At 40.0% G+C, this 24,173-nt stretch carries 15 protein-coding genes and 3 pseudogenes; 4 read left to right on the plus strand and 14 right to left on the minus strand.

The window, feature by feature from the left end; translation table 11 throughout:
* From DFO72_RS27810 to DFO72_RS30520, 4 genes and pseudogenes are all read right to left on the minus strand, one after another.
* Positions 1–197, minus strand: a 197-nt coding sequence (locus DFO72_RS27810; RefSeq protein WP_181782440.1) for a 4Fe-4S dicluster domain-containing protein, incomplete at its 3' end; no start/stop codon positions are given.
* A gap of 1 nt (position 198) precedes the next feature.
* Positions 199–1,611, minus strand: a complete 1,413-nt coding sequence (locus DFO72_RS27815) for an FAD-binding oxidoreductase (protein ID WP_113885634.1) — start codon at positions 1,609–1,611, stop codon at positions 199–201.
* Positions 1,612–1,616: 5 nt separating this feature from the next.
* Positions 1,617–2,498 (minus strand): DUF6282 family protein, encoded by an 882-nt coding sequence (locus tag DFO72_RS27820; protein WP_113885635.1) that lies wholly within the window; start codon positions 2,496–2,498, stop codon positions 1,617–1,619.
* 385 nt (positions 2,499–2,883) lie between these two features.
* A pseudogene (locus tag DFO72_RS30520) lies at positions 2,884–3,560 on the minus strand (IS6 family transposase); the annotation flags it as partial.
* A gap of 602 nt (positions 3,561–4,162) precedes the next feature.
* On the opposite strand from DFO72_RS30520, the gene DFO72_RS27830 reads away from it, so the two are divergent.
* A complete protein-coding gene (locus DFO72_RS27830; protein WP_113885636.1) occupies positions 4,163–5,461 on the plus strand; it encodes a glycoside hydrolase family 18 protein in 1,299 nt (432 codons plus the stop codon).
* A 906-nt stretch (positions 5,462–6,367) separates the two neighbouring features.
* Entirely contained in the window at positions 6,368–6,502 is a 135-nt protein-coding gene (locus DFO72_RS30525) for a hypothetical protein (protein WP_258549848.1), read from the plus strand.
* Between the two features lie 44 nt (positions 6,503–6,546).
* Here the strand turns inward: DFO72_RS30525 and DFO72_RS27835 are convergent, their stop codons facing one another.
* The 5 genes and pseudogenes from DFO72_RS27835 to DFO72_RS27855 all read right to left on the minus strand — a co-directional run bounded on the left by DFO72_RS27835 (position 6,547) and on the right by DFO72_RS27855 (position 9,821).
* Positions 6,547–6,894: a hypothetical protein gene (locus tag DFO72_RS27835; protein ID WP_113885637.1), complete on the minus strand. Its 348-nt coding sequence runs from the start codon at positions 6,892–6,894 to the stop codon at positions 6,547–6,549.
* A 304-nt stretch (positions 6,895–7,198) separates the two neighbouring features.
* A pseudogene (locus DFO72_RS27840) lies at positions 7,199–7,282 on the minus strand (carboxylesterase); the annotation flags it as partial.
* A gap of 13 nt (positions 7,283–7,295) precedes the next feature.
* Positions 7,296–8,218, minus strand: a pseudogene (locus DFO72_RS27845) (ring-cleaving dioxygenase).
* A gap of 31 nt (positions 8,219–8,249) precedes the next feature.
* Positions 8,250–8,858 (minus strand): flavin reductase family protein, encoded by a 609-nt coding sequence (locus tag DFO72_RS27850; protein WP_113885638.1) that lies wholly within the window; start codon positions 8,856–8,858, stop codon positions 8,250–8,252.
* Between the two features lie 24 nt (positions 8,859–8,882).
* A complete protein-coding gene (locus tag DFO72_RS27855; protein WP_113885639.1) occupies positions 8,883–9,821 on the minus strand; it encodes a ring-cleaving dioxygenase in 939 nt (312 codons plus the stop codon).
* 793 nt (positions 9,822–10,614) lie between these two features.
* On the opposite strand from DFO72_RS27855, the gene DFO72_RS27860 reads away from it, so the two are divergent.
* A complete protein-coding gene (locus DFO72_RS27860; RefSeq protein WP_113885641.1) occupies positions 10,615–10,803 on the plus strand; it encodes a hypothetical protein in 189 nt (62 codons plus the stop codon).
* Between the two features lie 927 nt (positions 10,804–11,730).
* Here the strand turns inward: DFO72_RS27860 and DFO72_RS27870 are convergent.
* Positions 11,731–12,618 (minus strand): hypothetical protein, encoded by an 888-nt coding sequence (locus DFO72_RS27870; protein ID WP_113885642.1) that lies wholly within the window; start codon positions 12,616–12,618, stop codon positions 11,731–11,733.
* A gap of 2,667 nt (positions 12,619–15,285) precedes the next feature.
* Between DFO72_RS27870 and DFO72_RS27885 the strand changes: the two genes are divergently transcribed.
* Positions 15,286–15,471, plus strand: a complete 186-nt coding sequence (locus DFO72_RS27885; RefSeq protein WP_113885644.1) for a type Z 30S ribosomal protein S14 — start codon at positions 15,286–15,288, stop codon at positions 15,469–15,471.
* 63 nt (positions 15,472–15,534) lie between these two features.
* Here the strand turns inward: DFO72_RS27885 and DFO72_RS27890 are convergent, their stop codons facing one another.
* The 4 genes from DFO72_RS27890 to DFO72_RS27915 form a co-directional block, all read right to left on the minus strand.
* Positions 15,535–15,846: an IDEAL domain-containing protein gene (locus DFO72_RS27890; RefSeq protein ID WP_166672566.1), complete on the minus strand. Its 312-nt coding sequence runs from the start codon at positions 15,844–15,846 to the stop codon at positions 15,535–15,537.
* A gap of 846 nt (positions 15,847–16,692) precedes the next feature.
* Positions 16,693–19,932: a glycosyl hydrolase family 18 protein gene (locus DFO72_RS27900; RefSeq protein ID WP_113885646.1), complete on the minus strand. Its 3,240-nt coding sequence runs from the start codon at positions 19,930–19,932 to the stop codon at positions 16,693–16,695.
* A gap of 2,086 nt (positions 19,933–22,018) precedes the next feature.
* The gene (trxB, locus tag DFO72_RS27910) at positions 22,019–22,966 is read right to left on the minus strand and encodes a thioredoxin-disulfide reductase (RefSeq protein ID WP_113885647.1); all 948 of its coding nucleotides are present in this window, start codon (positions 22,964–22,966) and stop codon (positions 22,019–22,021) included.
* 316 nt (positions 22,967–23,282) lie between these two features.
* The gene (locus tag DFO72_RS27915) at positions 23,283–23,423 is read right to left on the minus strand and encodes an FbpB family small basic protein (protein ID WP_113885648.1); all 141 of its coding nucleotides are present in this window, start codon (positions 23,421–23,423) and stop codon (positions 23,283–23,285) included.
* Between the last annotated feature and the right edge of the window lie 750 nt (positions 23,424–24,173).

Raw genomic sequence — 24,173 nt, forward strand, 5'->3', positions numbered from 1 at the left:
CTTGGTGATGCGGACTCTTTTCCCATTGATTCGTATGTTGGACAAGCAGGCAAACAATATCCGCACTGGATACACTGATTAGTGGCTTCATAGGCTAGTTCGTATAACCGATTGCCCTTTTTTGAAAAGAGAGAAAGCGAATTTATAGATTTATTGTCTTCACTCACATCTTGCGTTTTTTTCAATGGAGCATTCATGTTAAACTAACACCACCTTTGTTTGCCCCGCTTTTGGAAAGATTTTTCCCGGATTTAATATATTGTTAGGATCCCAGGCGTTTTTTACTTTTTTCATGAGATCAAGACCCGCTTCCCCAAGCTCCATTTCCATATATGGCGCTTTAAGCGTCCCAATTCCATGCTCGCCTGATAGCGTTCCTCCAAGTGAAACAGCAGCTTCAAATATTTCACTTACCGCATTTTCGGCTCGTTTCATTTCTTCGATATTTCGTTTATCCGTAATGATATTTGGGTGTAAATTCCCATCGCCTGCATGACCAAAAACCACTAAGTTTAATTCGTACTTTATTCGAATTTGGCTCAATTTCTCCATCATGGCAGGAATTTGGCTTCGAGGAACCGTAGCATCCTCAGAAATTTTAGTCGGCCCCATTTGTGTGATGGCAGGGGAAACCATTCGGCGAGCTTTCCATATTTCTTCTCTTTCCTCATCTGTTCTGGCAGTTCTAACAGCAGCTGCTCCCACTTGCCAGCAAATCTCTTCACATTTTTCAATTTCCTCATTTATGGCTAAGGGATGCCCATCCACTTCGATAATGACAAGCGCTTCGGCATTTACCGGAAGCCCGCACGGACTAAAATTCTCAACCGCCCTTATACATGCGTTATCCATTAATTCCATGGCTGCCGGCATAATTCCTGAAGACAAAATTTTGGTTATGGCGTATCCTGAGTCAACTAATCTACTAAATGTGGCTAATAAAGTCTTGCACGCCTTCGGTTTTGGAATTAACCGCAATGTCGCCTCCGTTACAATTGCTAGAGTCCCTTCAGATCCAACAATTAATCTTGTTAAATCATAACCTGTGACATTCTTAACCGTTTTCCCGCCTGTTCGGACAATTTTCCCTTCGGGTGTTACTACTTCCAATCCGATCACGTATTCCTTAGTCGTCCCGTATTTCAGTCCCTTCGGCCCGCTTGAATTCTCTAATAAATTGCCGCCAATAGTGGACACTTTAGAACTGCTCGGGTCCGGAGGATAAAATAGCCCTGCTTTTTCTGCCTGGTAATGAATCTCACCAGTCGTAACCCCAGGAGATACAATGGCTAATAAGTTTTCACAATCAATGATTAATTTTTTATTCATTCGTGTCATATCCAGGACGATTCCACCTTCAATAGGCAACGGACCCCCGCTTAAGGATGTCGCCGCCCCCCTTGGATAGACTGGGATTTTATGCTTGTTTGCTATTTTCATAATCTTACTAATTTCAATTACACTCTCAGGCTGGATGGCCAATTGGGGCAAATATTCACCAAAAGAAGCATCATAGCTATAAGAATATAGTTCTTCCATACTGGTGAGAACACGATTAGCAGGAATAATTCCCTCGATTTCTCTTACTATAGCATCTTCCAATTTATTCATCCTTTCTAAATCCCCAGCAGCCTCTTAGGGTTGTCACTTATCATTTTAGTAATCTCATCTTCTGTTATTCCATATGCCAGCATCTCTTCTATAAAATTACTTAAGGCTTTAATAGGTGCAATATTATGCCGCTGTCCGTAATCTGTCACCATTACACAGGAATCAGCTCCAAGAACTTTAATGCTCTCAGCCATTTCCCTTGGGGAAATATCGTTAAAGTCTTCACTGCATGCTAAATAACATTTTTCCAGGATGCACCCTTTTTTCACTAATTCTTTTTCTAATTCAAAAGGCACTCTGGCAATACCTAAATCTGTATGCTGAATTAAAATTTTCTCAACTTTTTTCTCAATAGCTGCCTCCACTAATACAAGCACTTCCTCAGCAGCCAGATGTCCCGTTGCCAACACAATATCCGCCTCTGCAACCAGTTCTAAGATTTCATGTACTTCCGGCAGGAGTTTTTTGTTTTCATCCCAAATTTCAATGCCGGAACCAGGGTGCTTCATAGAACGCTTGCTATTAAAGAATTTGGTTTTCTTTTTACCAAAATACCTTTGATGCTCTTCAGCAGAAAAAGTAGGCATCCAAATGATTTTCGCCCCTAAACGGATCGCTGCATCTACTGCGGTTGGAGACAACCCTCCTGTAAAATAATTGCACACCAGTCCCCCGTACACATGAACTCCGGGTTCTTTTTCCCGGATTAAACTTGCCCGGTCAACTGTCTGAGCTTCATGTGCCTTTAAAACCACACCCGCCATCTCAGCACTTTTAATATCCTCTATTAGTTCCCAGTCGGTTTGCTTCCTTGGAAACAAACTTGGTGAACTATGAACATGTAATTCAATCGCTCCTTTAAGTAATGGATGGAATTCCTGTGTCACATTAGCCACTCCTTAATATATAAATTCACTGTTATAAAACCTATTTGCAATTTCTATGCCAATTCACAAAAGCTAAAGTTGCGCTACATCAGACGGGAAATGGAATTCGCTAGTTTGATTTGTAAAAAAATTAAAACAATTAGGCAATTTTTCTTTACAAATCACTTAGCATCCGGTCCCTGAATAATTAATAAAATCAGTTACGTCTCTTTTTTGCATTTAAACAAGGGAATATACCGATCATTAATTTAATTCCATTACTAAAACACCCGTAGTCGGAATTTATATTGGGAAGCGAAAACAGTTCGCTTGCTTTGTCGATGATCGTGGGGGCTCTGGTGCAAATACTTGAAGAAAATATAAAAAAGCCCTGGCCATAAGTAAATAGTCTAAATACTTGAAGGATGAATTCTTTTTGATTTTGGACAGAATTCTCCCTTTGAAGAGTCTGTCCTTTTTTGATCATGTGCATAGCCTCTATCCCCGAAATAATTCGTTTGGCAGTCCGTAAGGACTTTAATCGAAGCATCGCGCGAATTCGTTTTTTAATAAAACGATGATCCCGCTTCACGATATTGTTGAGATATTTAACCTGCCTTAATTGGATGCCTTCAGTCACTCTTTTTCTTCTTTTAACACTTGGATAGCGATGAGATAAGCTGGGTTCTTGTCTACTGTTATCACACGAGGCTTAGAAATTTGCGAAAAAGCCAAGGCTTTCTTAAAAAGCGCTTGGCTGCTTGCTTATTTCTTGCTTTACTTAGATAAAAATCAATAGTATTTCCTTCAGAATCAACGGAACGATACAAATATATCCATTTACCTATGACTTTCAAATACGTCTCATCGACTCGCCAAGAATCATTGGTTGGCTAAGATGATGCCTTACTCGATCATCTAATTCAGGTCCATACTGATGAACCCAGCGCATGATCGTTGTATGAGCAATGAAGTGTCCCCGTTCTTCCATTATTTCAGCCATAAATCACGAAAACTAAGGTTGTACCGCAGGTACCATCTCACGGATAATAAAATAATATCAGGTTGATAATGTTTACTTATCTTTTTCCATACTGACCACTTTCTTTTTTAGAGTTTTGAAGGAAACAAAAAAAAGAAACTAATGAAAAAGATATAAGGGAGATTGTCTGGAACCAACTTAATAAAAAGGACAAAGAGCATATAATAGGAACTTGGGAAAAAGCTAGTGTACGAAAAATAACTCTACGAGAAAACATAGGACTAATAAAGGTTAAAACATTTATTGGGAAAGAAGTTTATTTAATCGATTATCCTCGTTCGGTGCCTTCGATCTTTATGGACCCAATTCTCTATGTCCTTACGTTTTGACGTCTTTGTAGCTAGGCAACATTAAATCGATCTTTAATCGCACTGTTCAAGTCCTTTGAACAACCTTGGCCGGATTTTAGGGTCACTTCTAGGCTATATAGCAGAATGATTTGTGAAACTAGGGCGGGGAGCATTTATCTGTACATCGTTCAGTCGGCCACTATTTGATTACGGAGAAATTGATGTTATCGGTAAAAAAAGATCTGCAATTGATATTAAACGTTGATCTTTAAGTTGATTTTATGAATAACATACCTATAACACCTATATTGTTAATTGATAGTAATCTTTCAATAACGAAAGTAGGTGTTTTTTTGCAAATACATGTTGTTAAAAGGGGACAGAGTTTGTACGGCATTGCTCAAGCTTACGGTACTTCCTTTCAATCACTCGCATTAGCGAATGAAATCCCTGATCCCTCACACCTTGTCATAGGGCAAGCGTTAGTTATCCCTATTGTGGGGCGCTATCATTGGGTACAACAGGGACAATCATTATGGTTCATTTCTAGAATGTATGGTATGGACTACAGGGAGCTTGCTCATTTTAACCGTATATCTGTTTCTTCAATTCTTCGAATAGGACAGCGCTTATATATTCCACCTCAGCCGAAATCGACGATTGATGTGTTGCTCTATGTTGAACCAAGAACGCCGGTTAATCAAACAATGATTAATGAAGTGCGTAATAAAATCGGTTCACTTACTTATCTTGCAATGTTTAGCTATCGTGCGAACCGTGATGGATCTTTGGATGCCCCATCGATTGAGAATATACCCAAAATTGCCCGTTCTGCAGGAGTTGTTAATGCTCTCGTTGTGAGCAATCTAGAAGAATATCAATTCAGCGCTGACCTTGCTCATGCTATATTTACTGATGTATCAGCTCAAAATCGATTATTTAGAAATATTATTCAAATTGCTAATGACATTGGTTACAAAGATATTCATTTTGACTTTGAATTATTGAGGGCTGAAGATCGTGAGTTGTATAACAATTTTCTTCGGAAAGCAAGAGATCGATTTAAGACAGCTGGGTTAATGTTATCAACCGCAATTGGTCCCAAAACAACCGATGTAACTACAGGAATTTATGGAGCTCATGAGTATACATCCCAAGGTAGTATCCTGGATTTTAATGCCCTTCTGACCTATGACTGGGGTTATATATACAGTACTCCTCAAGCAGTTAGTCCAATCGGTCCTGTACGTAATGTTGTAGAGCATGCGGTTAGCGTGATTCCCCGAAATAAAATATTGTTAGGGCAAAATCTATATGGCTATGACTGGACTGCTCCTTATCCACCCCAAGGAGGGCCTCCAGCAAAAGCACTAAGTCCTCAACAAGCAATTGCTATAGCGCTAAGAAAAAATGCTCAAATTGAATATGACTACCAAGCCCAAGCACCTTTCTTCAGGTATAGAGATGATATAGGAGGATTACATGAAGTATGGTTTGAGGATGCTCGCAGCGTTCAAGCAAAATTTGATTTGATCAAACAGTTTAATTTACGTGGAATTATGTATTGGAAGTTAGGTTTATCTTTCCCACAAAATTGGTTGTTGCTAACAGACAATTTTAATATCCGAAAAGGAACGAAAGTAAATAAATGAATATTCTATATATTTGACTCAGGATTTTGTCCTTCTTTACGTTTTACAGTTCACCTTTAAGAGATGGCCGATGGCGATAAGACCAACAAACTTCTACATTGGGACAACGAATTTGTGAGTTTACGTTGATTTGATTAACTATTAGAACAATGTTAACTTGTTGGCTCTATCTAGTAAAACTCTTTCATGGTTAAATAAAGAACTATATCGTATCTTACCGTTGGTACCGCTAAGGTATAACACTATATCCATTCTCAGCTTCATCTTTTGCCATTCCAATTGGTCCTGATCATTTGTCTCTCTCCAAGCGATATGCTGAACTGTTCCAGCGCTGGAGGTTTAAGCTGCATAGCTATATTACAATTCTTACGGCTTTATGCTCTACCACACATGAAATAAGTTTTTCCGAGAGCTCAATTAATCGTCACACTGAACGAAAATGACCCGTCATCTTGACGGATCATTTGCTTTTAGAATCTTTCGTCGAACTCCTGCTCGGCAATTTGTAAGAGCTGCGAATGATTATCGGGATGTTGCCGTAGTATCCGTCAGGCGGAAATTGAATCCCGAGTTCATGAGCGGATACAAATTTGGGCCATGATTCCTAATGAGAATATTGGGGGATTTATCCGGGCACCGCAATTGTTGGCCTTCGAATCATCCCATACGGCAACCTCGATTTGGTCGTTTTTTATATGACCCGAGCCCATCACCTCATTTTGCGGTTTCTCAGGCGTCAGTTCCCTTCTACGGTGACGGGAATCCAAGCGTATTATTGAGCACCTTCGTCGTCGGGTCGTCTTACAGTGAGTAAATCATCCCGCCGGCAAGGTCCTTATCCCAAATGCCTCGGTATACACAACAGTACCGATAATATTGCCCCGGACGAGAACTAAGCAGGGCCCAATGAACCGTCTCACGCGCCAGGATTTGGAAAAGCCAGAGGCGATGTTTTACAAACGGAAGAACATACAAATCAGGATGCTGGACGCTTTGCAGGTTGACATGACCGTTATCCAACTCTTTTACACGCCAATTTAATTAATAAAGGTTTTACAGTGGAAACCTTATAAAAATTCAGGACCCTATTTATTTTTTAAAGTGTAAGTGGCTCTGTCCGTTTTTATTGTTAGAAATTCTTGAGAGGCTTCAAACGATAGAAGTTGTCTGATTGGTAACTCATAGCTATTTAATGGTAGAGGAGATGATCCATTCGGGTAAACGACGGTTCCTTTACCTTTTAATTGGATTGTGTAGGGATCAACATAATCGTCTTCATCCTTCACTTGATGCACAATTTCCACATCCTCTAATGATATTGTATTCCTATCAATATCATCTTTCTCCTGCTTGTTTATGGATATATTCGTGCCCTTCCAGTTATTCAACGCTTTTAGAATTGACTGAATTTGTTCATTGTTTTTTTCCGTCATAAAGCTGCCCCCTTAATTTCGTTTCATAAATATTTTTATCAATTTTAGCCAAACTATGACTGATCATTTAAACATTTTAGAAAGTCAGGTTTTATTTCATGGGGAGACAGGAGAAAGGGAATCCTAACGCAAAGCGTAATAATAATACCAAAGTTCAAGGGAAAGTATATCATCTTATACTTTTTGCTCCATATGCAGAAATTGAAGCAAAACAAAGACCTCTAAGAAGAAAAGGTAACAGGATAATAGTGATTATGATCCTTCAAAAACCTTTACAGCAAGCAATTGATTCAATACATTGTGTATCTAACTCATTGCCTCCGGTTCCATGCAGCAGTAATAGGGTCGGTTTTGATTTATTTTTCCCTTTTTGAAATATGTGCTTCATGGTTAACCTCCTTTTATTTAGGGACCTCTACAACGGGTAAGGCCTCCTCCAATTCTCCCCTCTTCGATTCCAGCCAAGAAGGTAGCATAACCCTGCTGCCAAGTTCCTTTAGTGGTTCATCAACGGTAAATCCTGGAGGGTCTGTTGCGATTTCGATCAAAATGCCGCCTTCTTCATGAAAGTAAAGTGCTTTGAAGTAATTGCGATCCAGCATTTCCGTTGGATAATAGCCCTTCTCCTGAAGAAGGGTTCTCAACCTTATATGGTCCTCTTCATCTTTCGCTCTCCAGGCAATATGATGAACTGTACCTGCCCCATCAATCCGCGAACAGAATGGGTAAGTTTGATATCAATTGGATTTCCGAGTTCGGCTTCTGATTTAAATCTTAGGAATCCCTCTTCCTGGCCTAGGCATTCAAGCCCTAATACATTTTCAAGCACTTCAGCTGTTTTATTTGGCTTTGCCGAAATCAGGGTTGCTCCTCCAAATCCTTTAATGGCAACCTCTGGATGAATGTCTTTCAAAGTCCATGCCCCTCAGACCGCTCTACCAGCTCAATTTCAAGGCCGTCTGGATCCCGGAATTGCAGGTAGGTTTCACCGTAGCGAACCGTTTGTATAAACTTAACTCCAAATTTCCTCAGCCGTTTTTTCCAATATTCTATTGATTGATCAGGGATCACATAACTGGTCACCCCGACCTAACCCTTCCAAACCGCCCTTTTAGCTGCTTCTCCCACGGGAAGAAAGTCATAACCGTCCCAGGATCACCATTTTCATTACCGAAATAAAGATGATAGACTTCCGGCCGGTCAAAGTTAATTGTTTTTTTACTAGCCTAAGTCCCAGTACCCCTGCATAAAAGTCGATATTTCGCTGGGCATCGTTAACCATAGCCGTAATGTGATGGATACCTGAAGTAATTTGCAAATTCATCCTCTCCACTTCTTTAAAAGTGACTTAAATTCTACTTGGGTCTGTCGATAGAAAACATTTCGCCAATCTTTGCATAATTAATGCCAGCCAAACGGCTCACAGCGGCGAGTCCCCTTGGATCAATTCTTCCCTTTTCATAGATGCCTTCATCAATATGAAATTGAACAACCTTTCCAATGATAAAATCACAGCCAGGAGTATCCGTACCCGCTAATGAAAGCGAATGTTCCAAGGTACACTCCATACGGATTTTCGCTTCCATCACTCCAGGCACGGAAATTTTCGTACTTTCAACTGGAGTTAATTGCGCTAATTCTATTTCACTTTGATCAGGAAGCAGAGCTGCTGCTGTCATATTTATTTTTTCTACATTCTCCTCATCGACAATATGAACAACAAATTCCTTTGTGTTGATAATATTTCTGGCCGTATCCTTCTGCGTTCCTTCCTTTCTTTGAATCGCTAAGGATATCATTGGGGGATTTGATGTTACGATATTGAAATAACTGAATGGTGCCCCATTCAACACACCTTCATTTGAGTGAGTTGTTACAAAGGCAATCGGCCTTGGTATGATGCTTCCTATTAAAAATTTATAATTTTCTCTTTCAGTATTGTCTATTGGGTCAATTGAAAGCATAGCGGGTCATCACCTCTTTTAAATTCAATCCAATTCCTTGACTGTAAACGGAATCAGAAGACTTTCTATCTTATCCCTTTGCGGCTCATATTGTTCAGGCAGCATTAACTTCTCGCCCATTGTTTCCTGGGATTCATCATGGGAAAATCCTGGAGGGTCTGTAGCAATTTCAAATAAGATTTCTCCAAGTTCCCTAAAATAAATAGCATTAAAGTAGTTTCTGTCTTGTACTGGTGTGACCCCATACCCATTATCTGCAACATACTTTTGCCAATCCATTTGGTCTTGATCATCGATTGCCCTCCAGGCAATATGATGCACGGTTCCCACACCCATTCGCCCCCGTCCAATTGGAGTTAATTTAAGATCGATGATATTTCCAATATCAGCAGAAGAACGGTAACGGATAAAATCTCCTTCCTGGCCTACAACTTCAAGTCCCATTATGTTTTCAAGCAGATCAGCTGTCTTCGCAGGCTGAGTTGATAAGAGAGTTGCTCCACCGAAGCCTTTTATAGCTGCTTCAGGGGTAACCTCCCCGAAAGTCCAGGAATTCACTTCCCCTTCATCTCTTTCAACTATCTCCAAATGAAGTCCATGAGGATCATCAAATTCTAAAAATTTCTCTCCGAAACGTTCCATTTTTGTATAAAGAACTTTAAATTTTTCTAGCCTTTCTTCCCAAAACTTCATGGCACCTGCCGGAACGACATACGAAGTGACTCCTACCTGTCCATCGCCAATAACCCCTTGACGGGCACCTGCCCAAGGAAAGAATGTAATGATTGTTCCTGGCCTGCCGCCCTCATTTCCAAAGTAAAGGTGATAAGTGCCTGGATCATCAAAATTGACCGTTTGCTTGACTAAACGCAATCCTAAAACTCCAGCATAGAAATCTACATTCTCTTGTGGGTGGCCTACGATTGCAGTTATATGATGAATCCCCATTGTTTTTTTACTCATATTTACCTCACTCCTTTTAAAATTGGATTGATTATATTCCGTCACCACTGACATGGTTATGATGCCCAGGTATTTATTCTGCAGTTATTTTAACTTTTCATTCACTAAATATTTATAATGAAATCTTCATTATAGCCATATGGTTGTTTTATTTATAAATTTTGCGGGCTAAATTTCCTACCGAAGAGGATGAGAGCACCCTTTGAACTGTCTGGGGGGTTCCCACTTTTCTCTTCCCGGCAACCTTTCTACTATCAATTCTTGGATAAAACTCTCTCCTTCCTTTACATCCTTTGTTTGAAAGACATGCTCGAAATATTCAGCTTTGGTGACAAGCCCTTCAACCACATAAAAAATGCGGGAGTAAATCTTACAGAACAAGAAATTATTGATTACTGTAAAAGTCACTTTGCCATCTTCAGGAAGATAAAAAGGTCATATTTGTTCCGACAACGAAAACTTCTACAATTCATTTTTATCTAAATAGCCTTCAATTCCCAGCTGACAGCTTTAGAGGAACGATCAAAAAAATAACTTAACCCATGATTTCCAAGTGGCAATTAAGCTATAGTGGTTTCTCCATGCACTATCAGCAATTATGAGCAATGAAGAGTAATTTAATGAAGCTTGCTGATTTTCACAGGGTATCTTTTGAAGAAATAACTGGAAAAATAAATAAAGGTACCCTTGATTTAGAAGGTTTTTTTAACTTATTATTAAAAGGGGCAAGATTGTTATAGAGGAATACGATAAATAAAGTGGCATAGAGTGTAAGGAAAAGGGGATGATTTTAATGAAAGTTTGGATTTCATTATTAAGCACATTATTAATGGGCATCATACTATCTTACTTTTTCCTTGATTATAATTGGACCGTAAATCAAATGGGGGAAAATAGTGAATCAAATGGCTTTTTGATAGTGGTTGCTGTTTCCTTTGTGATATATGTAGTCTGGACAAAGATTGAAAGAAAAAAAAGGTGAAAAAAATTTTTTCAGCGAAAACAAAATCGCATATTTTTAAGACATCGATTATAGAAGGACTTTTTTGTTCCAATTTTTAAGTTGCTGTGTAGTGCTCCCATAAGTCCTGCTTAAAGAATTTACAGAATTACCGGACACAACAATATGATAAACTGCTGAACTCTTTTTAGTAAGATTAAAACTCTTTACAATACCATTCACATGGTAACAGGCAAGGTTTTCGATGAATGTGGTTGGTTTAATTTAGCAGCGTTTTAGCAGCGTCATTGGCATTATCGATGAAATTATCTTCGTTCAACCGCGCTGACATGTTTGTTCCCTTAGAACATAGAAGTTTGACTGGTTCTTACCGGGGTCATTAAGATTAACCAGTTTCAATACTTCTGTGTGTATGTTATTTTCATATGTGATTGTTGGTGATCCAACTCCCGGATAAACATAATCTTCATATCATGTTCCCCCACCTGCATTAATGTGGATTGACAAGAAAAAATCAGCAACACAGACATTAACTGACTGCATTTGTACGCTCTGACGGAGATACTGTTAGATCTCTAGTGGGACTCATCTGGATTGAAACTTTATCATTTTAAGGCTCAGAATAACTTTAATATGTGTTGCGTCTTGAAATGTAAAATTCTTCTCCTGTAAACCATTCCCCCGGCACCTGGATCGATCATAAACTAACTTATCCATCTTTAATCACCTCCAATATAAATTTTATTACATACATAATTAGACTGCTAGATTGATTGTGCCCCCGTCCAACGTATCTACATGACAATAACCCCTTTCAATGCATAAGAAAAGCCACCAAGTAGTACAGCATATTTATCTTCATCTTCAATTGTTTTAGTTGAACTTCTTTTTGTTTATGTTAGTGAATAGTTTTAATCAAATAAAAAAAGCTCTGTTAAGAGCTCTTGATTATGTTCTATAAAACATTCCATTTGGATAACCTTGTTTCTTGCGGTGATTATCTACTCCTTCTATAAAATGAAAAATAGAATCAACCACTGATTCAAAGGCTAATATGGCCTCTTCCTTTGTTGCAGTCACTTTAGACCCATGAGCAATCTGATTTCTCCATTCAAGAATCTTTTTACTCCATTTCCCCCAAACTTCAGACCCTTGAAGTTTTACTCCATATAGATTATACATTAATGGGTTTACCTTATCATGCATTCTCCCAGCTTCTAGTAACCTTGAAATACTGTCCTTATCTAAACCAATTTCATAATAGCCTAAAGTCAGCATTGAATTTACATAAGTCTCTAATGCTATTTCGGATAAGAGTATACTGGTTAGGTATTCATCAGATCGAAGTTCATCAAAAGCATATTGAAGCATGTGTAGCCAAGGGACCTGGTAATCCTCTCCTTTATAATGTATAATAGCCTTGATTTTACCTTGTTCGCCTACCATAGTATCATCATCGTTTTCTGGTAAAGATGTAAAAACATTGAAACCACTCCGAGTAATATCAGTTGCACCTGCTAAAAATGGTCCTAATGGGAATAAAATCACTTTATATATTTTATTAACGTTTGCAGGTAGCTCAACATGAGTAGTGTAGCCGACCTTAACTTCAATCATTAGATTGTACATTTCATTGGCTAAGAAAAAGTTTGGGGATATATCATCCTCTACTTTTTTCAATCCGTTTTTGATTCCCTCGTAAATAGAAAATTCACTATGGCATTCTGGATCATGGCATATAATTATGTCTGCTTTCATATCCTTTTCAGAAAGCGACCACCCTCTTGAACACTTATTACATTGAATCATAAACGCTCCAAACTTTGAATGTTCCATATTTACCCCTCTAACCAGGCTATGCCTCTATTTCTGTTTAATTTTTGCAATTGGTAATGACTAAGTAAACTGATTTAAAATAACCACTTCCAAAAACAAAGACCATGATGTTAGATTCGTCCGGTTCATTTTATAGTAATTATCAAGATACACTCTCATTCACACAAATTGAGTCCTACTCCCCCATCTTTCAGTGATTCCCTGAGTATTTTTATAAAGTTCATCATAAAATGATAAACTTTAAGAATGGATTCTATTTGTTTGCTGGCAACTTCATCCAGGACCCCTCCTATGTTTAAATTAATTTGGGTAGTTGGGAGAAATCTTTGCTTTTTCTTATTTATTTACTGAGTATATAAAGGCAGATTTACCGTTCTCATGTTCCATTTAACTTGGACAATTCCATCGTTCCGTACTGTCTTGGATAATCGCATTGGACGATCGTTTGCAAGGTTTAGACTGGATAGTCATTCATAATTTACCCATTCGTACACTTGTATCCACTGGAGTAAAAATCTTTAGCATTATTTATCCTCTCCCCATCGAGCATTCGCACCTTTTTTACCTCTCAATCTATAATCCGTTCCGAGATTTATCGAAAGTAGTATCAGACTTTTCCACGTTCTTGGCTGGCCGGATAGGATGCTTTTTAATGTAAAGCCTGGCGTTCTTCATGAGCCATTTTTCATTGATGAACTTTCGAGATTATTATCACTAATCAACTCCCTCTATCTTGACTTTCTTTATTTGTTATCCAAGAACTTTTCGAGTTTCTCTTTACAATCTTCACAGAAATCTTTATGTCCTTTTATGCTTACTCCTAAAACAAATCATAAAAACTTTTTGCATCCTATGACTCGAACCGTTACAAGCTTTTTAAAATGTAGATTAATTTTTTCCACACCGATCACAAATGACATATCTTACTTGGCAATTTTATTTCCTCGTTTTTCTGTAATTGAAACAATTGTTTATTTCTGATTAAATGGAGACTTTATTTATATTGAGCAAGGGCTCATCTATACTCCTATATCCTTTTAAAAAGTTTGGCACTTGATTGCAACACAATGCGTATTTTATTTCACAACATTATCGAAATGTTCACTAAAACCTATACTTGAATGGATTGCTAAAATCGAATATAGGTTTCCAATTTTTAAAACCTAAACAAAAAATTCTTTTGATTCCTTTCCCACCATCATAGACTTTGTGTATACAAATGACTGGTTTTAAATTGTTTAAATCCCACTGTTCTTTTCTGTGAATAAGAAAGTTTTTAATCCTCATTCCGATTCCTCCTATGTCGCATTTTATGTCAAAAATGCATAAAGCAATTTATCTTAGCTATACTATCAGGACGAGCAAGGACCGGTCCCAATCAAACCACAACCAACTAGTTTAGGTCCTTGTTCGCAAATAAAAACGTATAATATAAAAATGAACGGGCAAACTACTTCTAGAGCAAGGGCCCTTTTAATATCTTCCAGTATTGAAAAAGTTTCAGCCCTTGCTCGTAATACTTCAAAGTTTCAAGGTGATTTATGAAACAAATTATTCCAATATCACTAGCATTGTTAATGATAATATATGGCATTTACATGATATTCTTCCTATGATAGAAGGGAAACGAGTTGCTTGTTTTTTGTCACTAAATGTTCAAACTACGACATAAGACCTCTCACCTTATTCCTGCTATCCAAAAGGCTTGTCAATCTAATACAATGTAGATAGTTAGTAAACTTGGAGGGATAAAGTGGATAATAAATGCCTTTAGCCTTGTGTATATAGGATATTGTCTTAGCATTGGACTTTCTAGAGCTTCACCAAAGTTATTTGAACTCAGTGATGCCCTATCCAGTTTATTAGGGGCTAGTTGCCTCTTTTTAATTTCGCTGTATGAGTCAATATGCATAAAACCATTCAGCCTGGACATACTATCAGGACGAGCAAGGCCAACCTCTCATCCAGATCACCTCAATTTGGTACTTGCTGGTAACTATTTTGGGATATAAGCATTTACTGTAGGGTACACATTCCTTTTTATGCCACAATTTTGCGGCGTTTTTTTATTGTGAATATTTCAACCATTTTTGCAGAAATTATATTTAGGGAGCAGGACCACCTTCCTTTGACCCAGCAAAAGTGTTCTAGGTCTTTGCTTGCAGTCTATATGAATACCTCCAAAATCAATGCGTAGAATATTAATAAGAGTAAGGGCAATCATAAATTCTCCTTGAATTGAAAAAGTTTCAGCCCTTACTCCAAACACAATGCATACTTAGTAAATCACTTCGCTATCTTCGTTCAGATTTATGCGGTCGTAACCTTGTCCATTTTTATTCTAACCGTTCAATATTTGATATCTAATCTAACGCACATACCTTTGAGCATTTCCAGAAAATTCAGGACCTTGATAGAATCAAACTCCCCGGTACCTCCAATGCTTCTTTATCAGCAGCTTTTCATTCCCTCTAAATATTTCATCTCCTCACCTTGTCTTAGATCATTAATTTGATCTTCCAGGGCGAATGAGAATAAATCTAATTGCTTCATGTCCTCACCATTATTTGTGTATGATTACTTCCAAGAACAACCTATTTACTTAGGAGGTAGATAGGGTTACAATGAAGGACCTCTCCTACCTTTTATAAGAAAGGAGGCTTTGCTATGGCTAAAAAAGCGTTAATTATAAAACACAAGAATGAGCAAAAATACAAAGTCCGTGAATATACTCGTTGTGAACGCTGTGGCCGACCACATTCTGTGTATCGTAAATTTAAGCTTTGCCGTATTTGTTTCCGTGAATTAGCATATAAAGGACAAATTCCTGGAATTAAGAAGGCAAGCTGGTAGAATATAAATCTCCCCCTTTTTGGGGGATTTTTTAATGAGTAAACTTAATACAAATTTTGATTATTAAAACAGTAGCTTTTCTGGCAACTGATCCGTTAGCTCTAAAAACCATTGTTTATCATTCGTTACTAATGCCAGGTCAATAAGAGTTAACAAATCATGCTCATCAACCAAGTTTACACAAGGTACAAGCTCCTCTTTCGCTATCCAAATGACTTCTTCAATATGATTTCCTTTTTGATCGGCAGTGATCTTCACTTTATATCCCTCTTCATCCAAAAGGAGATTTAAAATATATCCTGTACAGCCTCTTAAATTGGTATTAACTACCTCCACCCAATCACCTTTTGAGAATGGCTTCTTCCTAGTTTCCAAATCTGCACCTCCTAGAACAGCGACTACCGCCCATATCTTCTGTATAAATTTAGTTATCATATTCAATGGCGATTTCTCGCTTATTTGTTCAGTTTCTTCTGCGACTTCAACAAATCCCGAAAACTACTTGAGGGGATAGTAGCCACCACCACACCTCTTAAGCTCGCAATCTTGAAAAAAAGGCGTGTGTGTCCTTTGGCTTTATGTAGTATTCTTTCAGCTCGGTAGACTGATAACCTTCCCTCCTCCATTTGAGAGTTACTGTATAGACTTTTTCCGTATCTAGCTTTATCTACTTGCCTCTGGCTCTGCGGCCCAAAGCTCTTCCTCGTACACAGGAAACATATCAGCCTCATAGCATCCGGTATGAGCATTTTAAATAGGGAATATCGACACATAGTATTGAGTTGATCCGTTTGGAAAGAGATAATAACTTTTCCCCTTAGCCAGGACTGCAATTTGGCTATCTATGCTCTATCACATGGAATAAGTCTTCCCGAGAGCGAAATAAACGTCGCCCTGAACGAAAATGACCCGCCATCTAGACGGGCCATTTGCTTTTAGAATCTGCCACCGAACTTCTGCTCGGCAATTTGTAAAAGCTTGCGGGTGATGTATCGGGATGTTGCCGTAGTTTCCGTCAGGTGGAATTCGAATCCCGAGTTCCTGAGCGGCTTCAAATTGGGGCCATTATTCCTGATGAGAATATTGGGGGAGTTATCCGCACCTCAATTGTTGGCGTTCGCATCATCCCATACGGCAATCTCGATAAGGCCGGCTTGTTATATGACCCGAGCCCATCACCGCATCTACAAATTTTATGGTTTCTGTGGCGTCAGTTCCCTTCTACGGTGTCGGGAATCCAAGCGCATTATTGAGCAGCTTCGTCGACGGGTCGTTTTCCAGTGAGTAGATCATCACGCCGCCAAGGCCCTTATCCTTGATATACTGCCGTTTGTATAACAGTGTCTCCGGCGTTTCCAGACTGAAGAAGTTGGAACCATCATAAATCCACGAGCTTTTGGAATAATCGTCAAATTGAATGTCGGTTATCTTTCCGGCAGCCTCCAGCTCCTTATACATCGCGACGCCAGGCTGTTGGGAAAACGGATAGGCGTCGGTCGCCCCGGTCGCCGGTTGGTACAGACCGTGCTTGCCGTTATCAGGGACTCCTGTCCAGCCCCGGCTGTAGAGCGGAATGCCCATGCTTAGTTTGTCTGCGGGGAATCCGTTCATGAGATAATGGTTAATCGCATCGTTGACAGTAAGCCCCTTAAAGTAGGCCGGACTAAACGGTGAATCGAACAAAGGAGCCTGGAAGTCGGTTGGACCCGTCGTTTCCCAAGCCCCGTGCATGTCGTAAGTCATGACGTTCCCCATGTCCAGGTACGATGCAATCTGTCCGACCTCAAGCTTGTCGATATCGCTCGGTCCGGACGGCAACGCCGCCGTAAGCGAATAATGTTTGCCGCCCAGTGCGTCGAGCTGCCTTCGGAACTCCGCAAGCAGCAGCGAGAAGTTAGTCGTGTCCTGCGGCCCGTAGTGATTACCCAGATGACCGTTCGCGCTGGCCGGGAACTCCCAGTCGATATCGAAGCCATCGAAGATGTCGGCGGCCACGCCTGAACCGCCTGCCGGATCATCACCGATCTTCGGAAGGTTGCCTTTGATATACATATTGATACAAGAACTGACGAATTTCTGCCGCGAAGTGTCGGTTGCCGCAACGTCGGAGAAATATTTCGAGTACGTCCAGCCTCCCAGCGACACCAGAACCTTCAGATTCGGGTATTTGGCCTTCAGCTTCTTGAGCTGGTTGAAGTTACCCTTTAGCGGCTGATTCCAGTTGTCCGCGACGCCGTCAATGCTGTTGCCCGCTGTATAACTCATCTGGTAATCGGCCCAGGCATCCGAAGCCCCATCGTTGCCGTTTGGATCGCTTTCGTCGGGTGATCCTGACTTGTTCGCCGCGAAGCAGGTCAGATTGACCGGGTCGATGTTCTCGAACGCGTAGTTCAACGTCGTCAGCTTTGCCGCAGTACCGTTCGTGTCCAAATCCTTCAGGTAGAAAGCATTACCGTAAACCGACCAGCTATTGAAGTATGCGGTCCGCTGACTGGGCGCACCGGGGTCCGGTAACGCAAATAATTCGTCATGAGGAAAGTACGGGTCTTCCGGAAGCTCCGGAGCGCCGTTCGGGTCATACGATGTCCACATCCACTGCTGATTAGCTGCACCGGTGCAGGTATAGACGATCAGGTTTCCTTCGTCCGGGTTTGTGGGTCCGCCCTCAACGTCAATGCACAGTTCAGGATGCGCGACGCTATGCAGCATGACGTGACCGTTATCCAACTCTTCTACACGCCAATTTTGACTCTCCTGAACGATACAAGTAAAGGTTACGAGTTCTCGTCCGGGGCCAACATTATCGGTACTGTTGTGGATATCGAGGCATTTGCCGCTCGATAGGCCTCGGAAAGACAAGGTATCCTTGCTGCGCCATACCGGGATCCAGCCCTGATTCGCACCGTTGTTACGGTGCCAGGAAATCACTGCCGAGTTATCGTCGATTTTGTCTTTTGCGACGTCCATAACTCCACCATTTTTACTGTTCTCCAGCGAGATCCGACTCGGTACATAGTCCCTCATGTCGTCTATCGGGTCCAGACTGGGGCCCGTGGAATTATGGCTTGGCGTAAATATCCATCGCTCGTTAGGCGTGTTCTGGCAGTCGTATAGAATAACGTCCTTTCCAACGTTAGGGTCGGTCTGGCCCCCCTTTACATTCATACACAGATTGGAATCGATCTGGCTGTGCAATTGATACTCGTTGTTCCCCAGATATTGCGGTTCCCAGCGCTGGAAGGAGGATTCGTCAGAGCAATCCGCCAGTATCAGTTCGGCTCCGGAACTTACGCCGCTGGAGCTGATACAGCGGTTGCTGCTTTCTCCCCGAAACCGCAAAGAACCGTCGTTGTATTGTTCGACCGCCCAGCTCTGATTTTCAGCGCCGCCGATGCGAGTATAGCTAATAATCGGCGTGTCGAAGTCGACACCATTATGGTATGCGTCAAGTACACCTCCTGCTGCCATACTCTCGACCGTCTGGTAGCTGGTGTAGATCTGGGTCGGTTCGGCGGCAGCCTGAAGAGCGCCGAGAATAATCGGAAGATGATCGGAAGGTCCTCCTCCATCAATGTTAAACCCGCTTGATGGCGTCCCCACCATAACACCAGGCACAACACCGCCCGAGTATATGAAGTAGTCCAGTTCGTTGCCGGACCTTTGCGTCCTTGACCCTATCCCGTAGATTACTGCTCCTGCAGGGAGGAGGCTTTGGCCATTCTGATTCCAGCTAGCCGGAGTACGGTTTAAATCGCCCATAGCAATCCAGTCCTCATTCTGGTTCCGAGATGCAACAAACATGCTGATATTCCGAAGCAAGCCCGGAGCATCGGAGCCACTGCTTCGCGACAAGGCATGGATATCGAAATACCATGTGCTGCCGAAACGTAAACCAAGCGAGGCCCGTGCAGTGTATGCGGTCTGCTGGCTGAGGGGGTTCGGGATAACCACGACCTCATCGGCGGCCCTTTGCGAGACCATAGCAAGGTTTACCCGTCCGCCGCCCCATCCATCGCCGTTGGGGTCAGTCTGAAGAAAGTAGACATCATAGTTGACTCCATTGGCACGCCACTGGCTGTGGCGCACCTCTTGAGTCTGAGGATAAGGCGGCAATTGAGCGGCCATTCCCTCCGGTAGGGGTGCCAATTGGGCGCCTCGAAGATACTCCCTCCCTGTTCCGGGTGCGTGAGTAGGTTCGTTGGGCCCTGCTTCCTGAAGTGCAACGACCGAGGCCTGATTTCTCATAAAGTTACCTATGTAATTGGTCCACAAGCTCAACGCAGTGTTACCGTCACTCGCTCCCTGCATATTCCAGGTGACAGCAGGCGGAGTGCCCGGTGCGGCCAAAGTAGGCTTAGCGCTCCGAAAGTCGATGTAGCTACCTGCAAGTACCAGCAGAAGAAAGACGATCACGCATTTTTTAAACACCTTTTTCGTCATGAATAAAAATGAAAATTCCATCAAAACCTCCTTGAAAGTATTGACATTAATAGCCACTTATAAAATCTTTCTATTTCCTGTATTGACATCACCCCTCTCATGTGGTGCATCTTCATCTAAAATCGGATATTTTCAATAATTACTATCAAATATAGAAACTACTTAATTGAAGGATTTCATGAGGATAGTACAACACATGACTTATGCTGTTCATCCCAATGATAGGAATGACATAATTGTCGTCATATAAATGTACTCGAAAACCTAAAAAAGCTTCTAACGCAATCAGGTATCTTCAAGCTCAGCGGCGCTCCGTTATGGATGCTTTGCTTTATGTATGCGATCGGCCTAGTATCCGGCTGTTCAGCCGTGAATTAAATGGTGGAGCTTGCGAGCAAAGATGCGATGTTGGAGAGCATGTTCAAACCATTCAAACTGGCTCAGTACACATTAAGCCGGTTCTTTACAACGCCATTTGCCTGGCGAACGTTCGGCTTGAAGAGTGTGGAACGACTCCACCAAGATACAGACACAGCGCTCCAGGTAGGCAACGTGATCAACCTCGACGATACACATAGGTAGCATCCCTATCCACAGAAACTACCGTTTCTGTGCTGGCCGAAAGATTCATCGTCGAAAATGTATAGCTGGTGCATGAACCTGGTAGTGCTGCGAAGAAGGAGGTGAGGTCTATGTATAGACTTGATTTGTCACTTCCGCATTGGCTTTTTGCAAATGATTTTACATACTGTATTGCATAAACAATATGGCCCGTTTGTTCAGTAAGCCGTTACAAAATATGTATAAATTTTGATACTTTTACAGTTTCCAGCAAGTGGGCATAAACAAAGAACTAGAACTATGAGCTGTAAACTATTGTTGCCTCATGAAGTGTGGAGAAATAAATAGATAGATATATTCTTGCTGCTATACACTCCGTTGAAACCACATTCTCTACCGATAAAACCATGACTTCCTGCATTATTGGCAAAATTAGAATCAATTAAATTAGTAATCTGTAATCAATAAACTGTTTAGAAATAAAAAACACGTTATGGGAAATTACATTAAAGAGAAATGAACTTATGTAATTACAAGGTTAGAAAAGTCTACCTACATAAAGCAGGAAAAATTATTTAAAATACCTAACTTTTAATTAACTGCACATTTAGTGAAAAATTTCGGTTTCTTTCTAATTTTGAGTTGTTTATCTAAAGCCAATTTAACTACTAAGTTATATTTAATGATTATCTTCCGATTAAGAAAAAAGATAGAAAGGAAAAGACCATTCTCATTGTTACTGTACAGAGAAGAACCATTAGAAATTATCGTCTAGATAGTCTACATTTTGGATTTTATATTTAAAGCAGAACGTAAAGGCTAAAGTCGAACCAATTAAAGAAGTTCACACAGGCACAGAAAAAGCCGATCATATTGCTAGTAGTATTATGATTGATGAAGAGATTACTGGGTTTAGAGTATTATAGTTTTCAATTGCCCTTTCGTTTTATTTGCTAACTCGATACCATTAACTTTTTTGAAGTTTTCGAAAATTCACTTTAATGCTAACTATAGGATCTCGCTGCTATGAACCACAAAATAGTTTACTTTTTTCGGAAACAGGCTAGATTTCTTTAATGATTTATTAACAAAAACCGCAGATAGTGTATTGATCTCGTTAAACTTAGATTTAAAACTGATAATATTTGTTCTTTAGACTAAGAATACCTTGTTTGTTTTTCCCAAGTTGTAGTGACTTTGAGTTTTTCAGGTGTACCTTAGTGTACTATGACATGCTCTTCTAAACTCTTCCCTGGTTCGAGAAATTCATAGTACACCTTTTCTCTCCATATCATTACACTGTGTTCTGATGGAATAAAATATTCAATATTGTAAGCAGTGTATTGTAGGAAATCCGTTTTTTTTGCATCGTCCACAATGAGACTATGAATACGATCATAGTCCCCATTGTGGAGACTCTGCCCCCATACCGGAAATCACATCTGTTCTTTCATTTCTCATCATCTCTTCTACATCATCTGCTTCGCCAATGCAAATGCGATCTTAGATTAATTTATGATAGTTTTTTGTCCTACTGATCACGCCTTTATAGTGATTTGCTCCAATCGTGTGTTGCCGTTCCTTCCAAGTATCGTTCGGCATCAAGTGCTGCCATGCATCCTGTTCCTGCAGCTGTAATTGCCTGGCGGTATTTCTTATCCTGTACATCACCGCAGGCAAAAACGCCAGGGATATTGGTTTCCGTTGTTCCAGGTACAACATTAATATAGCCTGTTTCATCTGTTTCGATTTGCGCATTGAGGAATGCCGTATTTGGCGTATGTCCAATCGCTACAAAAATCCCGTCTGTTTCGATTGTTTTTTCTTTCCCTGTTTCATTATCACGAACTTTTAAGCCTGTCACTTTTGTTCCGTCTGAAATGACTTCAATCGGTGTATTGTTGAGCGCCCAAGAAATTTTCTCATTTTCCTTTGCACGGTCCTGCATAATCTTTGAAGCCCGTAGTTCCTCACGGCGGTGAACAACGGTCACTTCTGAAGCAAACTTCGTTAAGAAATTGGCTTCTTCCATAGCCGAATCTCCGCCGCCAACGATAATCACTTTCTTGCCGCGATAAAAGAATCCGTCACAGGTTGCACACGTGCTGACTCCCCGTCCAATATTTTCTGATTCACCAGGAATACCTAGAAGTTTAGCGGATGCACCCGTGGAAAGAATTAGCCCTTCCGTCTGTATTTCTCCTATACCGTTCACTTTTAGTGTAAATGGCTTTTTGGAAAGATCTGTTTCCGTAACCCAGCCTCTTTTAAACTCAGCTCCAAATCTTTCCGCCTGCTTTCGCATATTGTCCATTAATTCAGGACCCATCACACCATCAACAAACCCTGGAAAATTCTCAACTTCGGTTGTTAACGTCAATTGTCCTCCTGGTTGCGTACCCTCGATCACTATTGGCTTCATATTTGCACGTGCTAAATAAATGGCTGCGGTTAATCCTGCTGGACCTGTCCCTAAAATAACGACCTTTTCCACCCTAATCCCTCCGCTAATAAGTTGATAAACTTCTTCAATTCCTGGTATCCAGTGTAGAATCGTGTTTTTAATACTTGATAATTAGACATAGTAGGATACATTTAAATTCCTCTAATGTTTTTATATTAACTTCATAACAATTTCATCAGATAAATGGAGACCTACCTATGTATGAGGCATAAGCCTATTGTTTGAAATCATTATCAAAAATTGTTAATTTGAAAAGAAGTTTCATGATCACAAAAATACAAAATCATTCATTACTTAATCACGATATATCCGCCATCATACTTTTACCCTGTAGTCATAACATATATTATTTAACATTTTTCTTTATCTCCAATTGATGTTTCTGATCAATTTTTTCTTCGATTTTTTTCATAAGTTCGTTATTGTTTAATATCTCCTTTTTATTTTTTTTTATTAAAGCAGCCATAGATAATTTACTTGGTCTCACTTCTTTCCCCCTTAAATTATGACATTATCTAGATATGAAATAGGAGCTTAACAACCTTCTTTACTTCACTATATAATCAACTTCACGTTCATAGACGGCTACCCGTAATGATTCTTCTTCCAAATCAAAGGGACTTTATAATTAGTTTTTCAATCCCCTCGCGGATAATCTCCTGGCAGCCTATATTGGAATTAAAACTCTTCCTGTTTTTTGAAATGAGCATTCCATTTTTCGATTAAAAAAATACAATTTCTCTATTTATATACTCAAGAAATAGATTACGTAATAATTTTTTAGATTGACGCAATCTAGTTGTCAAATACTGCATTAAGATGTGTCAACAATTATGGCCAAATTCTTAGTGAATTTCACTTTGATTGGATCCTTAAATTTTCTCCACCCTTTTAAAATTATTCATCCGTGTAGTATGCGCTACTCTCCTATATTTACAGTTTAGTGTAGATATATACCTAACCTTAGTCCGCATTGGTGATTTTGGGTATTCTCCAAAATGTGACTTAAGTGGGAGCCGATGAAGAATTTTTACATTAATACCCGGCATAAAAAGGCCCATTACTTTTTCTCAATAAACTTTTCTGGTGACTTGCAGCTTATAAGTATAGAAAATTAATTAATTAATTGGTTTTCATAAGCCTGTAAGTTGAAATTAATAATTTTCAATAAAGGAGTATCTATATGATATTTGTAAGCGAGATTTAATAAGTATCCGTGAATATGTTCTCCTTCAAT

It is taken from the genome of Cytobacillus oceanisediminis, assembly GCF_004366035.1.
GTDB classification, from domain to species: Bacteria; Bacillota; Bacilli; order Bacillales; family Cytobacillaceae; genus Cytobacillus; species Cytobacillus oceanisediminis_C.